Origin of the sequence: Anaplasma phagocytophilum (assembly GCF_023476575.1) — a bacterium.
Taxonomy (GTDB): domain Bacteria; phylum Pseudomonadota; class Alphaproteobacteria; order Rickettsiales; family Anaplasmataceae; genus Anaplasma; species Anaplasma phagocytophilum_A.
Map to the genome: position 1 here is coordinate 34,656 of NZ_JAHLEX010000001.1, position 15,519 is coordinate 50,174.

14 protein-coding genes and 3 tRNA genes are annotated in these 15,519 nt (G+C 42.4%); 4 read left to right on the forward strand and 13 right to left on the reverse strand.

Annotated features, from left to right (window positions below):
* Nucleotides 1–139: 139 nt before the first annotated feature.
* From KPX09_RS00130 to KPX09_RS00175, 11 genes are all read right to left on the reverse strand, one after another.
* Nucleotides 140–982 (reverse strand): pyruvate, water dikinase regulatory protein, encoded by an 843-nt coding sequence (locus KPX09_RS00130; protein ID WP_249548386.1) that lies wholly within the window; start codon nt 980–982, stop codon nt 140–142.
* A 148-nt stretch (nt 983–1,130) separates the two neighbouring features.
* Nucleotides 1,131–1,958, reverse strand: coding sequence for a rhodanese-related sulfurtransferase (locus tag KPX09_RS00135; protein WP_249548398.1), 828 nt, complete (start codon nt 1,956–1,958; stop codon nt 1,131–1,133).
* A 212-nt stretch (nt 1,959–2,170) separates the two neighbouring features.
* Entirely contained in the window at nt 2,171–2,299 is a 129-nt protein-coding gene (locus KPX09_RS05525) for a hypothetical protein (RefSeq protein ID WP_275973539.1), read from the reverse strand.
* Between the two features lie 157 nt (nt 2,300–2,456).
* Entirely contained in the window at nt 2,457–3,362 is a 906-nt protein-coding gene (gene fmt / locus KPX09_RS00140; RefSeq protein ID WP_249548387.1) for a methionyl-tRNA formyltransferase, read from the reverse strand.
* Between the two features lie 110 nt (nt 3,363–3,472).
* Nucleotides 3,473–3,545, reverse strand: a tRNA-Ile gene (locus KPX09_RS00145).
* Nucleotides 3,546–3,900: 355 nt separating this feature from the next.
* Entirely contained in the window at nt 3,901–6,309 is a 2,409-nt protein-coding gene (gene lon / locus KPX09_RS00150; protein ID WP_249548388.1) for an endopeptidase La, read from the reverse strand.
* Nucleotides 6,296–7,543 carry an ATP-dependent Clp protease ATP-binding subunit ClpX gene (gene clpX / locus KPX09_RS00155; protein WP_249548389.1) on the reverse strand — a complete coding sequence of 416 codons (1,248 nt, stop codon included), beginning with the start codon at nt 7,541–7,543 and terminating at the stop codon, nt 6,296–6,298. Before clpX ends, lon begins: the two co-directional genes overlap by 14 nt.
* A gap of 11 nt (nt 7,544–7,554) precedes the next feature.
* The gene (gene clpP, locus KPX09_RS00160; protein WP_249548390.1) at nt 7,555–8,148 is read right to left on the reverse strand and encodes an ATP-dependent Clp endopeptidase proteolytic subunit ClpP; all 594 of its coding nucleotides are present in this window, start codon (nt 8,146–8,148) and stop codon (nt 7,555–7,557) included.
* A gap of 54 nt (nt 8,149–8,202) precedes the next feature.
* Nucleotides 8,203–9,522 carry a trigger factor gene (tig, locus tag KPX09_RS00165; RefSeq protein WP_249548391.1) on the reverse strand — a complete coding sequence of 440 codons (1,320 nt, stop codon included), beginning with the start codon at nt 9,520–9,522 and terminating at the stop codon, nt 8,203–8,205.
* A gap of 35 nt (nt 9,523–9,557) precedes the next feature.
* Nucleotides 9,558–9,640, reverse strand: a tRNA-Leu gene (locus KPX09_RS00170).
* A 145-nt stretch (nt 9,641–9,785) separates the two neighbouring features.
* Nucleotides 9,786–9,857 (reverse strand) — tRNA-Lys (locus tag KPX09_RS00175).
* 279 nt (nt 9,858–10,136) lie between these two features.
* On the opposite strand from KPX09_RS00175, the gene KPX09_RS00180 reads away from it, so the two are divergent.
* From KPX09_RS00180 to KPX09_RS00195, 4 genes are all read left to right on the forward strand, one after another.
* Nucleotides 10,137–10,301, forward strand: coding sequence for a hypothetical protein (locus KPX09_RS00180; RefSeq protein WP_249548392.1), 165 nt, complete (start codon nt 10,137–10,139; stop codon nt 10,299–10,301).
* Complete coding sequence (locus KPX09_RS00185; protein ID WP_249548393.1) at nt 10,286–10,894, forward strand: phosphatidylglycerophosphatase A; 609 nt, start codon at nt 10,286–10,288, stop codon at nt 10,892–10,894. Before KPX09_RS00180 ends, KPX09_RS00185 begins: the two co-directional genes overlap by 16 nt.
* Before the next feature lie 94 nt (nt 10,895–10,988).
* The gene (locus KPX09_RS00190) at nt 10,989–11,702 is read left to right on the forward strand and encodes a GNAT family N-acetyltransferase (RefSeq protein ID WP_249548394.1); all 714 of its coding nucleotides are present in this window, start codon (nt 10,989–10,991) and stop codon (nt 11,700–11,702) included.
* Between the two features lie 52 nt (nt 11,703–11,754).
* Nucleotides 11,755–12,927, forward strand: a complete 1,173-nt coding sequence (locus KPX09_RS00195; protein ID WP_249548395.1) for a hypothetical protein — start codon at nt 11,755–11,757, stop codon at nt 12,925–12,927.
* 62 nt (nt 12,928–12,989) lie between these two features.
* Here the strand turns inward: KPX09_RS00195 and iscX are convergent, their stop codons facing one another.
* On the reverse strand, nt 12,990–13,187 hold the full coding sequence (gene iscX, locus KPX09_RS00200) for a Fe-S cluster assembly protein IscX (protein ID WP_249548396.1): 198 nt from the start codon (nt 13,185–13,187) through the stop codon (nt 12,990–12,992).
* A 311-nt stretch (nt 13,188–13,498) separates the two neighbouring features.
* The gene (locus tag KPX09_RS00205; RefSeq protein ID WP_249548397.1) at nt 13,499–14,872 is read right to left on the reverse strand and encodes a P44/Msp2 family outer membrane protein; all 1,374 of its coding nucleotides are present in this window, start codon (nt 14,870–14,872) and stop codon (nt 13,499–13,501) included.
* Nucleotides 14,873–15,519 lie beyond the last annotated feature (647 nt).

Sequence of the window (15,519 nt, forward strand, 5' to 3'; positions counted from 1 at the left end):
ATACATAACCCTAAAGTAACACCTTTGTCTGCATTTCACATGTACGTACAGCTACCCTATAATATTCAGGCATGCTTAGTATGCTCTTACCGGTTCATCGCCCCGTAATAACATAACAAATTCCGTAGTGTATGCCCGATTAGCAAAATGCGTCTCCACCAATTTTATTATTCTTCCTATTAAAGAACTGAATTATTGTCGCCGCTGTCTCTTCTATGGACTTCTGTGTCACATCAATCAGCGGCCACTTGTTCTTCATACAAATTCTGTTGACTTCGCTTATCTCCTGCTCAACCTGCTCATAGCTTATATAGTTACAGTTGCTCTGATTCTTCATGGAAATAAGACGATTACGACGTATCTGTATTAAACGGTCTATATCTATAGTCAAACCAACAACAAGCTTATCAGCTAGGGCAGCAGAATCTATTGGCAGAATAATAGAATGCACAAACGGAATATTTACTACTTTATAGCCCCTATAAGCAAGATAGATGCTTGTGGGAGACTTTGAAGTTCTTGAAACCCCTACTATAATTATATCAGCATCGTCAATATCCCAAAGACTCTGACCATCATCATGCGCAATAGTATAATTTATCGCCTCTATTCTGTTAAAATACTCATCACTAAGCCGATGCGGATGAGCATTTGGATCCTTGGCAACGCTTAAGTAACAGGAAATCTCCCTGATGATATGCGACAGTATAGGAATACACCTAATATTATGAGCTTCAGCCTTTTTCTTGAGATATTCCCTAAGGCTATCATCAAGCACAGTATACATTATTAAGTTATTTCTCTTGCGATCAATGCTAGAGATTATTCTATCAACATGACTCCTGCTGCCAACCAAAGACCAAACAAACTCGTTTACTTCCAAAGACTTAAAATGCTCAACCGCTGCCCTTGCAACAGACACAACCGTCTCACACGTGGAATCCGAAACAAGGTGAAGATCAAGAACAGCCTTCTCACCCATGAAACACTCTTACTTAAAAACCAGACAGATACCAAAATGCACCTGAATAGGTGCTAACATAGCTAAGCCCTCTACGCCCGTGCAATTCACCCTACCCTAAAAAGGCTAACCATTCCACAAATAATACAGTTAAAATCTATATCTTCTCTTACGATACGTCTACAGATTTACAAGCACCGCACACAATATGTCCCTTAGAAACCGAACGCAAATCAGATTCGTCTACCTTTCCAAAACACTTTACACACTTAATATCCTCGCTAGGAACAATGTTATTATCTACTGCAACACGTTCATCAAAAACAAAACAGTCCCCCTCCCATAAGCTATCAGCCCCTTTTATAGACTGCAGATAATTCAAGATGCCCCCCTTAAGGTGATACACATTCTCAAATCCCAAGCTCTTAAGAAACGCAGTGGATTTCTCGCATCTTATCCCCCCGGTGCAGTACATAGCCACACCTACATCCTTGTCTTTGCCTTCAGCCCACTTTCTAGCCCAATCAGGAAACTCCCTAAAAGAAGTAGTTCCTGGATTTATAGAGTGCTTAAATCTACCAAACTTTATCTCATAGTCATTCCGGGTATCAATAACATGCATACCAGGCCTGGTTATGAGATCATTCCACGCTTTAGGTTCCACATATTCCCCCCTTATCGAAGAACAGTCAAAATCGTCGATGCCAAGCCTAACAACTTCTTTTTTTAAACGTACCTTCATTTTAGAAAAAGGCAGCCTATTAGAATAGCTTTCATGGTATTTCATATCGGCTAATCTATGGTCCAAATCTAAAAAAGAGAAAAACTCATTTATAGCATCACGCTCTCCAGAAATAGTCGCGTTTATACCTTGTTCCGCCAATATTACCGTTCCCTTTATGCCATGCTCCTGACAAAATTCCAGTATTACAGACCGCATGTCATAGTAATTATGCAAGTGGACAAAACGGTAAAAAGCCGCCACCACAAAGCCCATAGACATAAGCATATCTAAATTTCTATCTACGGTCCTATGCTATTCTAGAAGAAAAACATTGTCAATTTCTCACCATATAGCAACGCACTCACATTTCTAAGAACCCCCATTCCACGTACATATAGTCAAACCTCAAGAGAACAAACCTGCCATAACCTGTTTACAAAACCGCCCATACTTCTTAGCCCTCTACACAGAGCATAAACCATATCTCAAAACTGCAATCCCTTCACAACACCCGTAACATCGCTACTCAACATTACCTTTGATTTTGCCAGAACAATAAACAAGCCCCTGACCAATTGATCGCATACTTCAAACCTCATAGATCCTAAAAACATCTATGCACATGTACCTAATATAATCCCTGCAATTCATAGATCCATATGATCTCTACAGCTTAAAATATCTTTAAACGACCAGAGAGACCAGAAGTCACACACCCCCTCCCCACAACAGATTCAAGAAAAATTATCGAATTGAAAGATAATCATCAACTTACGATACAATAGGCATAGACTTACCTCTAAACCTACACAAAAAGCTCTTAGTATCACATGGCTTTTTCGACTCTGGTTGTACAACCAGAGGAACCAATACTGTATTCCCCCCGCACCTTATGTGTAGCTCGTTATTTATTACATCCCCTATATTCATCTCTGCAAATTCATAGCTCTCAGCCTCCAAAACCCTAACCCTGGAACCCTCAAGCATAAAATACATTTTAGGATATAAAGCCCGAATCCTGCGGCATATCACATCAGCCGCTTCCCCAAAATCTATTCGAAATTCTTCTAACTTATTAGCAATTGTAACCCCTGATTCATCCTGCTTAATAGGTTGAATACTCTCTATACTATCCAATACTTTCAGGAGCATCCTACTCCCCATTACAGAAAGCCTTCTACTAAGATCTAATATATTCTCCTTCTCACCTATTTCTGTAACTTCCTGAAGATATACATCTCCCGCATCCATAAATTCATTAATCTGCATAATAGTCACCCCAGTGACCGTATCCCCTGATAAAATAGCATACTGCATAGGCGCAGCTCCACGCCATCTAGGTAGTAATGAAGGATGTATATTTACACACCCCATTCGAGACGCAGTCAATGTCCACTTAGGTAACATAAGCCCGTACGAAACCACCACTATAACGTCGGGCGCATACTCAGCCATTACGCTTTCTTCTCCTTCAGCCCTAAGTGACACAGGACTTCTCACGGGAATACCCTTCCCTTCAGCACAAATATGAACAGGAGTCTTCGTTAACGCGTACCCACGCCCCGCGGGCTTAGGAGCTTTTGTATATACTGCAACAACATCATAGGAATCAGCAGCGACTAGAGCCTCAAAAGCTGGAAGCGAGAACTCCGAAGACCCCATAAACACCACCTTCATGGCACCCCCAACAAAACGTTCTACCACTCACTCAGCCAAACGACTAATAAGGATATCTTCCCCCACACATTCAAGAACCTGTCTACATGACAAACACGCCAGACAAAGCGTGGGGCTGGTAGGATTTGAACCTACGGCCCACTCGTTATGAGCGAGTCGCTCTAACCACTGAGCTACAGCCCCTCAGACCTCATTGTATTACACAGACGAATAATTTACAACGAGTTTTACTCACAAGTATACACAGAACAGCAACTTGAACGCATACAGCAGTACCCACACTGAAATTCAAGAATCCCCAAGCGGAACACGCCAATCCAAGCAACCTACCGCATACCCTTGAGCAATATTACAAAAATTTAGGAAAACCTATCACCAATACACTATCAACAGCTCTTAAAGTCCCAACCCATACTGCCAATTCTCCAACTAACAAAAACACCTACCATACCCAGCGGGAAAAAGTACCACATCCTAACTAACCCCTCACCCAGAAACGAAAAGGGAAACACAATCAGAATCTAAGCAGATACTTAACTTAATTCAGAAATGAACAGTCACCAATACCTGACATCTGACTAACAAATACCTCATCCTCACTCAAAGGTACAACCGGTGACTCTAGCGCGCAGGCTATAACTTCACCCACACTAGAAACAAGCACAAGCTCCAGGGATTGCTTAACACTCTCGGGAAGCTCCGCAAAATCCTTTTCATTCTTAATAGGAAGAATAACAGTTGTCACACCCCCACGCATTGCAGCCAACAATTTCTCCTTCAATCCACCTATAGGCAGCACCCTACCCCGAAGAGTCACCTCTCCAGTCATTGCCACCGAGTTCTTCACAGGAATACCAGTCATGAGCGACACAATAGAAATGCACATAGCTATACCCGCAGATGGACCATCTTTCGGTATCGCTCCCTCAGGAACATGCACATGTATATCCTTGCTCTGAAAATCCTTAGATTTAATCCCGAACTCAAAACACCGAGAACGCACATAGCTATACGCAGCCTTTACTGACTCTTGCATAACCTCCCCAAGCTTACCAGTGCATTTTATACCACCCCTACCGGGCATCATCACCGATTCTATGGTTAAGAGATCCCCACCTGTCTCCGTATATGCAAGCCCTGTAACAACCCCCACCATACTGCTTTTCTCTTTAATGCCATAGTCGTACTTGCGCACACCTACATACTTATCCACATTCTCAGGCGTCACAAACACGCTTTTCACATCCTTATTAGTGAGAATTTCCTTCACAGCTCCCCGCATCAATGAAGACAATTCTCTCCTTAAGCCTCTAACACCACTCTCCCTAGTGTAAAACCTAATTAAATCACAAATCGCTTCAGCAGAAATATCCCACTCCTTCTCTCGTAAACCATGCTCCTTACGCAAACCAGGAATAAGATGAACCTTGGCAATCTGAAGCTTCTCCTCCTCAGTATATCCTGAAAGCTGGATTATCTCCATCCTATCCAGCAAAGGCTTCTGAAAATTGAGATTGTTTGCAGTCGCAACAAACATAACATTCGAAAGGTCAAACTCCACCTCTAGATAATTATCGACGAAATGCTTGTTGTGCTCAGGATCCAACACTTCCAATAGAGCCGCAACCGGATCACCCCTATAATCCGACCCCACTTTATCTATTTCATCTAACAAGAATAACGGATTACAAGTCTTAGCACGCTTCATCTGCTTTATTATCTTCCCAGGCATAGCACCTACATAAGTACGCCTGTGTCCTCGTATCTCTGACTCATCATGAACACCACCTAATGACACGCGCACAAACTCGCGCCCCGTCGCTTCCGCTATAGACTTAGCCAGTGAAGTTTTCCCCACACCAGGAGGCCCCACAAAACACAAAACTGAACCCTTAGGCTTCTTCACCCTCTTCAAAACAGCTAAAAACTCCAGCACCCTCTCCTTAACCTTATCCATGCCAAAGTGGTTGTTATCAAGGATCTTCGCAGAGCTGGTCATATCTATTTTGCCGCTCTTAAACCTCCCCCAAGGCAAATCAAGCAACCATTGCATATAACCAGAAATAATATTAGCCTCGGGAGACATTAAATTCATTTTCCTGTAGCGCTTCAGATCACTCAAAGCACGCTCCCTAGCCTCCTCTGACAGCGGAGTGGCATTTATCCTTTTTTCAAATTCACTAGCAGAATCACTATCACAGCATGAACCATCACTCTCCTCCAATTCACGCTGAATAGCCTTCAATTGCTCATTCAAATAATACACTTTATGAGTAGCCTCTACCTGAGACCGCACCCTATCATCTATCTTTTTCTGAGCATTCAAAACCCCTATCTCCAGCTTTATCATGCCGAAGACCAAGTCAAGACGCTTGACTACACAAAACTCCTCAATAACCTTCTGCTTATCTTCTATACTAACCGCAAGATGAGAAGCCACAACATCAGACAAATGCCCCAATTTCTTGATCTCATACGTAGAGGCAACAACTTCCGACTGCATCTTCTTACTAAGCTTGTTCCATACATCAAACTCACGCAGAACCGACCTTCTTAGCGCCTCGACCCTACTATCTATCTCAACGTCTTCATCATCCTCAATAATTTCAACGCTTGCGCTTAAAAAATCTCCCTCATCTACTAGATTTAAAACCTTAGCCCTACTTTCACCCTTTATTAAAACTTTCAATACACCATCAGGCAACCGTAACAACTGTACTACATCAGCTACTACGCCCACAGTATACAAATCATCACTACCCGGATTGTCAACAGAACCATCAATCTGCGTCAATAGCAGAATCTTACATCCATCCGTCTTCGCAGTATACTCGAGCGCACTAACAGACTTTCCGCGCCCAACCGAGAGAGGCACAATAACCCGAGGGAATACAACCGTGTCCCTCAGCATCAAGACGGGAAGTAACACAACCTTACTTTCTTCCATAAAGATTCCCCTTCCTAGCATCTTCAAAACAGTTCTTGCCTAGAACCAAGTTCTCCACCATCTCCTTATTTACCGAGACTTCCCCCCCATGCGCACATCCCTGCGGATCAAACATAAAGTCAAGCAATAACGACTCCATTATAGCCCTGAGACCACGAGCCCCAGTATTACGATCAACGGCCTTCCTAGCGATAGCCATCAACGCATCTTCATCAAACTTCAACTCCAAATTATCCATCTCAAATAATTTAGCGTACTGCTTCACCAAAGAATTCTTCGGCTCCACTAATACTCGAAAAAGCGTATTCTCGTCCAACTTACCTAATGAAGTAATAACGGGAATCCTACCTATAAACTCCGGAATAAGTCCAAATTTAACCAAATCCTCAGGCTCTGCATAGGATAAAACATCCTTCGTCGGACTCACCATACTTTGCACGTTCGCCTCAAACCCCATTGAGCTCCCACGATTACGAGCCTCTATGATTTTCTCAAGCCCATCAAACGCACCACCAAAAATAAACAAGATGTTATCAGTACTTATTTGTATAAACTCCTGATGAGGATGCTTCCTACCACCCTGCGGAGGAACAGACGATACCGTTCCCTCTATTACCTTTAATAGAGCTTGCTGCACCCCTTCCCCCGATACATCTCTGGTAATCGATGCATTCTCGGACTTCCTAGATATCTTATCAACTTCATCTATATAGATTATACCACGCTGCGCAGCTTCAACATTAAAATTTGCCGCCTGCAATAACTTAAGCAAGATGTTCTCCACATCTTCACCAACATATCCAGCTTCCGTCAGTGTAGTAGCATCAGCCATAGCGAACGGTACCTGCAATACCCTCGCCAAAGTCCGCGCAAGTAAAGTCTTCCCTGACCCAGTAGGACCTATAAGCAAAACGTTCGACTTTGATATCTCAACTTCACTAATAACCCCAGAGTTCCTCAAACGTTTGTAGTGATTATATACAGCAACAGACAAAACCTTCTTCGAATGCTCCTGACCTATCACATACTCGTCCAAGACCTCTTTAATCTCCCGTGGCTTTAGATCGAATCTACCTTGCTTAGCAGGAAGACTCTCCTCCTGCAATATACCACCACATAATTCAACACACTCATTACAAATGTACGCCTCAGGACCGGCTATTAGCTTCTTTACTTCACTATGCAACTTACCGCAAAACGAACAACTATAAGCGCCTTTCTTCGTTTCAGACATTTACCTTCCTACTACTTTTCCTCAATACGCTTTTCTATCACCTTATCTATAATACCGAAATCCCGCGCCCTTTCGGCTACCATGAAATTATCCCTCTCCATACTACTCTCTATCTCTTCCAAAGATTTACCAGTATGCCGAACGAAAATTTCATTTAGCCTACGTTTTATCTCCAATATCTCTCTAGCGTGTATCTCTATATCAGTAGCTTGTCCACGAAAACCACCAGATGGCTGATGAATCATAACTCTAGAATTCGGAAGCGCACAACGCATCCCTGGCGCCCCCGCACACAACAAAAGAGACCCCATAGATGCCGCTTGCCCCAAACAAAGCGTAGCAACATTCGGCTTTATATACTGCATAGTATCATATATAGATAGCCCAGCAGTAACCACCCCACCTGGCGAATTTATATACATTGATATATCCTTCTCAGGATCTTCAGCTTCCAGAAATACTAACTGCGCAACTATGAGACTTGCCATCTCATCTTCGATAGGCCCCGTAACGAATATAATCCTCTCTTTCAGCAATCTAGAATAGATATCATACGCCCGCTCGCCCCTACCAGTCTGCTCAACTACCATCGGAACCAAGTTCATAGACTACCCCTCAAATCCCATACACAAACCTAAAGACAAGCTTCAAACTATTACCTACATACCCTCAAAAAGCGATTTAAGCTCCCCCGCAGACATACTTTGCTTATCCTTCTTAGCCCTGGAAATTATATACCTGACCACCTTATCTTCAAGGACTTTTCCCTTCACGTACTCCCTAAAATCCTCTCTATTCTTAAAAAGCTTCAGCACATCTTCCATACTTCTTCCATAAGCAGAGTAGTTTACCCTAATAAAAGACAAAATATCACTAGCCTCGACAGCAACCCCAGCATCATTAGCCACCTTCATAAGCAACATACCAAGCTTTACACGCCGCTCGGCTTCCCCAGTCAAAGCCTCAGTATCATTCAGATCCCCTTCCCTTAGCTCACGACGCATCCTACCAAGCTCCTGAGCAACGATATATTCAGGAACATCCACACTGTATGACGCATCTAAATACTCAAGCAGCTCTTTCTGAGCTACCACACTACCCATATCCGCAAAACGACGATTGAGACCATCCGTAGCAAACTTCACCATATCTTCTACATTCCCAAAGCCGCACTTGCTCGCCAATGTCTCCCTGTCGCTTATCTTATCCCTTACACTAATCTTCTCTACCGTCACATACATGTCTACTTCCTTCCCCGCAAAGTGCTTAGCCATATAATCGACGGGAAACTCCAAGTTAAATTCCTTAGATTCACCCTTCTTCATTCCAACAATTTGCTTCTCAAACTGCTCTAGCAATTGTCCCTTCCCTAAAACAAAAGTGAATCCCTGTGCGCTTCCTCCCCTCAGCGCCTTTCCCTTAAACGTGCTACGATAACTTATTGTCACCCGATCACCGTCTGAAGCCCCACGAGATCCATCATCGACATCAACAAAGCTCGGATAGTTTGCCTTGAGATCCTCCAAAAACTCATCAACATCCTCTTGCGAAATATTTACCTCAACCTCCTTCAGAGTAATACTATCAACATCAATAGCTGGAACCTCCGGCATTATCTCAAACCTCAGCTCATAGACCAAATCCCCATCGTTTTCGCTATTCGAACAAACCTTAGGATAAGCCTTGATTTCCACATCGGAAGTCACTATACCCCCGAAGTCACCCTCCTTCAGAAACTGAGAAGAAATATCATCAATAACCTGCGCTACTACTTCACCCGCAATACTATCCCCATACATTCTGCGCACAAATTCCGGAGAAACTTTACCCTTCCTAAAACCATCCATACGCGCTGTAGCCGCAATCCCCTGAAGTTTCTCAGTTACCCTTTCTTCTACGTACTCGTTTTTGACAGCAAACTCATACCCACGCTTTAGCCGCTCCTTGAGAACCTCTCTGACACAATAGAACTGCTGCATAAAAACACTCCTCTTACACTCCAAGCACACAGGAGTGCGGATAGAGGGACTTGAACCCCCACGAGCATAACTCACTAGGACCTAAACCTAGCACGTCTACCAATTCCGCCATATCCGCACAAGCAACCAAGGCACACAGCCAAACACAAAACATAGATAGTATGGCTCCGTTCCGAAATAAACAAAACCCTGCAGAATCTATGAAAAAACAGCCGCGCTTAAGGCAACCTCCGCCACTAAGCACACTCAGTAAAAGCACTGAGTGGTTCCGGCGTGATTCGAACACGCGACACACTGATTAAGAGTCAGGCGCTCTACCACTGAGCTACGGAACCACCACCTCAGACGCGAATCACCGTTAGACAACTTGAGCATCGCGCCGTTTCAACCCCTGTTGATACTACTATACATTTGATATGTCAATAATAAGATCGCTAGCACCTAAACTTGAGATTGCTAGTACCTCAAGTTTGACCATCAGGCTTATTTCTTGACTATGAAACTGATTTGTTTATAATGCGGACCGCTTTGTCTCGGTTGTCTTGGCGTCTGGCTTTGTTTCAACTAGCCATTGAGTTCTGCCTATAGCTTTTGCTTTTTTAGGAGTGGTCGTCATGAGATTCTATAAAGTTTTGTTTTTGTTTCTGGTAGTACTTGTGCTGCAGGGATGCGGGGGATTGTTCTCGAAAGAAGAACGCAGAATAAGGAGTCCTTGTGTTAGAGCAGGAAGTGGGCATGAATGCGAACGTCATCCAGTAAATAAGTGGTTGCTCAGATAGTATTCCATAGTTTGTGCTGCCTAGGAATTTTCATAGGCAGTGTAGGCTGGGGTGCAGCTCGCACTTTTTTGATATGTAATTTGGAGTTTCTCTTGCGGGCATGTTGTGAGATTGTAGCCACGTGGTTTGGGTGTGGAAGATCACCTGTAGCTCCTGGTACTGTAGGCAGCGCTGCTGCGCTATTGTTTTTTCCTTTTGCCATTACAAGCTTCACGGTGGGTTTTGTGCTTTTTTCTGTTCTTATGGTGCTGGGAATATTTGCTGTAACGCAGTATCTTAAATGCCATCCAGAGGTTAGTGACCCTAAAGAAGTCGTGGTGGATGAGGTATGTGGGCAGCTCTTGGTCTTTGTAATCATTGCCGCTTTAGTACAGAGTGGCTCTATATGCTTGAGATCTACTGACGGGTCATTGTGGTTTATGTTATTAACGGGATTTGTCACATTTCGCGTTTTCGATATTGTAAAACCATGGCCTATCTGTTTTGTTGACAAGAACATAAAGGGGGCGTTAGGAGTAATGTTAGATGATACGGCTGCTGCAATGCCCGCTGCTGTGGTTACTCTTGCCGTAATGAGCGTGGTTGTGATGTAGCACTCACGTATAGTTAAGTAGGGGGAATAATTAAATGCACCTTTCTTCTTTAGCATCAGAGAATCTGAAAGAATACATGTTGTATGCGGTCAAAATGTCTGAATGGTCGTCAATGGAGGTAGGCAACTTGGTGCTGGCGATAAATGGACGTGCCGATTCTTTATTTAATTATGTTTTCTGTCGGGATGGAAGCTTAGAAGAGTCAGAACGTTCAGCAAAAGAAGTATTGCACTATCTGCATAGAGATGGAATCGACGCAACCTGGGTGATGGATTCATACATGAAGACTTGGAGAGGTCTTACGGATAAATTAGGGCTTTTCAATCCTACTTCCACCCGGAAGGTTTACAAAAAGATTCCAAAAGTCTATAGCTTTGTTAGAAAACACCCTAATCTCGTATTAGATCTCGTCGATACACAGGAGGCCTTAGTAGAGTTGGATCATCTGGCAGCAAAAATTTTCTGTTGCAAGGCGGATGATCTGATAATACTGTTGAGGGGAATGATAAAAAAAGAACCGTCACGCCTGAGATTCTTCATAGTCAAGTTGTTTAACAAAGTAGTTGGGCTATGTGGCATGTATGTCCACGAGAATGTTGTTGGAATGTATAGCGACGGCGTATTGCCTGAGTATAGAAATATGGGAATTGCAAGCGAGATGGTACAGTGCAGAATGCAAATGGCGGTAGAACTCTTTGGGTGCGAGCATGCTGTAGCTCAGTGCGTAGCACAATCAGTAAGTTTATATGAAAGACTGGGCTTTAGAGCTACTGGTAACCTGTACCTTTATCCTTCCCCTGCGGCATAGGAGGTGAACTTGTAAAAGTGAATATGGAGAGATTGTGAAGGAAAGTTAGGGAATGTTTACGTATATAGCCCCTTATATTTTAGTTTTTCTCCTAGCGGTTTTTGCTATTTTCTCTTTTTATGCTAGTTTAAGCATGAATGACTTAAAACATAACAATAACCTACTTGCAAGTTTAATACTGTCATTAGGTGATGGATTTTATCTCTGGGATGAAAAGAAGAGAGTTGAGCGTTTTTCTCCTAACCTACATATACTTCTGAATAGCGTTTTTTGCTCTTTCAACGAGCTTGCAAACTTTTTCGAAGAATCTGATCAACTAAGAAAAAACTTCTCCGAAGCACGGAGAATAAACAAGTCTTTCGCGATAGATCTCAAGGGAAGAGATTCAGAAATCTATTGTTTTTGTCATGGACAAAGTATCGTCGACGACCAAGACAGAATTGTGGGGGTTTTATTGTGGATTCAGAACGTTACAGGTGGAAGGTCTCTAATATCGAATTTGAAGAAGGAAAACGCGAGACTGTCACGAAGTTTAGCCGATTATAGCGACATGGTAAATGCGCTACCTTATCCCATTTGGAAGAGAAATCCTAGCTCTGATATGGAGATACACAATCCATTTTATGTCAAATTAATGAAAGACAATAAGAACGGTGATATCTTTACCAGACAACATGCACCTGCTACACACAAGGATTCTGAAAATACTGCTCTTAAGGAGAAGATCTTCATGATAGTAGACAACGAAAGACGTTTATATTCGTTGACCGAAATATCAACAGAAACAGGGGATTTTATTGGATACGGGCAAGATATAACTCAGAGCTGGCAGCTGATGGAAGAAATAAAGGGATATACTCAAATGCAGAAGAACATCCTACGCAGTTTGCCTTGCGCTGCGGCGATATACGGAAGTGATGGTAGATTGCTGTTCTTTAATGGCCACTTCAGTAAGTTTTGGCAACTTGAGCACTTACGCACTGACAAGGGTGCCACTTATTCCGACATAATACGAAAAATATACGAAAGTCGTAAGTTCATAGACGATACAGCATTTGAGTTACTTAAAAAGCAGCAGTACGAACTCTTCGGTAAGCTCTCAGAACCATATCACGACACCCTGACTCTAAAAAGCGGAGTACTGGAGATTTCAGTTGTCCCTAACCACAGACAAGAGCTTCTTTTTCTGTACAGTCACAATCAGCTAAAACAGTCTAAGAATTAATCCTGAGTAATTTTTCTCAATGCATGGCAAGCAACCATCTACACTAAAAAAGAACGGTGTTGCTACTCTTCCTCCCTTTCAGATGCCCAACACATCTGTATAGCCTCCAAAACACCCTCGTTGCAACCACCATCATCAGAAAACCCAGGCAACGCAATAACCATATCCCTAAGCTCAGTAAACCTCAGGGCAAAGATATCTTGCTCAGGATATAGCTCTTTTAATAAGCACACGATATCTTCAGTATCATTCCACTTCACAGCCATAACACACTTACAGAAACAACTCGAATATATAATAATTATCTATGCTATAAAACATAAACCTTACTTTTTAGCTGGTAGATCTTAAACACAGACTGTGTAATGCATTGAAAGCGTGCGTTGTGCTTACAGAGGCAGGAAACTGGAGGGTGCTATAGTAGCTGCACTCTCACACGTCTAAACTTCTATTCGGGAAATATATAATAAACCCTACCAGTATACGCCACGTGATGCACCTTAAAAGAAAAGACGGATATTATAACTCCGAGAAAGATCTATAGAATTTTCACCTGGTATTTGTGCTTATTTCAAAAAGCTAATCTCATGCCTAATTCACCGCCAACATACCCCATATCAAAGCTAGCTATAGCAGTGTCCTTAGCATGTTCCACTAGACTAGTATCATCAGCTAAATGCCGCAATGGAAGATCATCATAAACACCATCTCCTATAACATGATGGTAAAAACCACCAAGAAAAGCTGAGACTCCCGACAAAATCTGGTAGCTAAACCCCACCTTTAATCTATACGCAAATTTATGCGTGATATGTTTATCTACCACCTCTACTAAATTACTACCAAAACCCATACACGCATACGCTGATATGCCCTGCATCCTCTTAACATTATGGTCATAGCAGGCATTAACCATTACAGAGGTTACTGTTATGGAGTTTGTTTCTATAGTTCTGCCATATCCTGTAGCCATTGCTAGAATTCCTGAAAGTGCTTCTTTCTCCTCTGGAGTCAGTCGTCCCCTTATATGATTCACCATATCTACAACGTTAGCAACTCTTCCCCCCGTTCCTTCTAACGTCCAAATGGAGAATTCTCTTATAGCCCCTTTTAGAAAGGCATAAAGACCGCCCATATCTCGTCCTTTATCACTATCCTGACACGCAGCTTTTACCTGGCTTCCATGCGCAGCTTCTCCTCCTATTCTCGCCTTATAACAAATCTTCTTATTAATATCAGGACGCTGAGTAGCAAGCCCCTTGGCAAAAGCTAATATCTCCTCTTCCCTGACATTGGATAATTCTGATTTTAACTTCCCATCAGGATCCCTTAGCACAAAATACGGCAACACTTTGGGTGGCATAAATACATATACTGCTGCATCGTGTATCTCACTACCTGAATCATGACTAACTCTCGCTCTGAATTTCTCATGCCCAACTTCAATTTCTATCCTACCGCCTTTAATCTTATATCCGAGACTTCCCTCCCAAGACGTAAGAGCATTACTTTCAAACTCTACACTCGGATTCGGTGCACTCCAGTCAACTCCTCCTCCCTGTGCCTTGACATCCTGCCCCTTAATCTTTAGATACGGCATTACAAGTGCAGACCTTTCATCTCCACTTATGTAAAAATCTCTGACTTTGCTAAAAGCTGGAGCATAATCCAAGGCTACATAGAACTTTTTGGGCTCAACAGCTCTGTCACTCACCGCCTGTGCATCTTCACCCATAATCAACATCAATAGTATCGCCAAGGCTATACATAATACTCGCTTATAAGCACAGCGTAACATCGTGTTTTCCACGTACTCCCCGCAGTTTCTACCAACAACGTGCTTCATGTCATTTCCCAAAGCAAACACTGCAGCAATACACACCATACTCAAATCAACTAGAACAATAGCTACTTTCACCAGTTTGGTAATACTTATGAAATACACAAAGATCTCATAGAGTTACTGTATGCTATTACCTTGGAATACGCATACTTTGCTCAAAGTCCAGTAGTAGAAAACTATGCATGATCAAAGTTCTCGCATAAGCAGCTATCCCTAATAAGTTGAAAGGTTACACACAAATGAGCATTTTACTACTTAGATATATACCTATATCACAAGTTGCATGGATGCCATTAATAACTGCTTAATACGATATATCTACCCTGCCGGGTTTATACGTGAGATACAAACCACATACTTGCATATTTGAGAGTAAAATTACCACAGCTACAAATTACTGGGTTCTGTACTTTGGGTGAGAACGACGTGTGATACGTGCATAATGCTTTTGCACACGTAGGGGGATAAGTACTAAGCTGTTTTTTAGTGATACATACCAGAAATGGTGAAAAGGAAGCATGTAAATTCAGGAAATCCATTGGATTGTGTAAATTCGCAGAGGCGCATTTGAGTATGATTGGAGTTACAAGTGTAGATAGTACACAGATCTGCATCTTGAATAGGAGATGATTTTTGCACATCGCGTGATTACGACTTTGCTAACTTAAGCAGTGATAGATAGTAAGGCATGTAATATTCTAAATGTAAGCTTTAGTATTTTCCGCCAGCGCTACGCTGTACTATTTAAT

Bases quoted from the DNA above. Each gene is read 5' to 3' on its own strand.
- KPX09_RS00130 (WP_249548386.1), bottom strand. From the start codon at position 982: ATGGGTGAGAAGGCTGTTCTTGATCTTCACCTTGTTTCGGATTCCACG.
- KPX09_RS00135 (WP_249548398.1), bottom strand. From the start codon at position 1,958: ATGGGCTTTGTGGTGGCGGCTTTTTACCGTTTTGTCCACTTGCATAAT.
- KPX09_RS05525 (WP_275973539.1), bottom strand. From the start codon at position 2,299: ATGTTTTTAGGATCTATGAGGTTTGAAGTATGCGATCAATTGGTCAGG.
- fmt (WP_249548387.1), bottom strand. From the start codon at position 3,362: ATGAAGGTGGTGTTTATGGGGTCTTCGGAGTTCTCGCTTCCAGCTTTT.
- lon (WP_249548388.1), bottom strand. From the start codon at position 6,309: ATGGAAGAAAGTAAGGTTGTGTTACTTCCCGTCTTGATGCTGAGGGAC.
- clpX (WP_249548389.1), bottom strand. From the start codon at position 7,543: ATGTCTGAAACGAAGAAAGGCGCTTATAGTTGTTCGTTTTGCGGTAAG.
- clpP (WP_249548390.1), bottom strand. From the start codon at position 8,148: ATGAACTTGGTTCCGATGGTAGTTGAGCAGACTGGTAGGGGCGAGCGG.
- tig (WP_249548391.1), bottom strand. From the start codon at position 9,522: ATGCAGCAGTTCTATTGTGTCAGAGAGGTTCTCAAGGAGCGGCTAAAG.
- KPX09_RS00180 (WP_249548392.1), top strand. From the start codon at position 10,137: ATGAGATTCTATAAAGTTTTGTTTTTGTTTCTGGTAGTACTTGTGCTG.
- KPX09_RS00190 (WP_249548394.1), top strand. From the start codon at position 10,989: ATGTCTGAATGGTCGTCAATGGAGGTAGGCAACTTGGTGCTGGCGATA.
- KPX09_RS00195 (WP_249548395.1), top strand. From the start codon at position 11,755: ATGTTTACGTATATAGCCCCTTATATTTTAGTTTTTCTCCTAGCGGTT.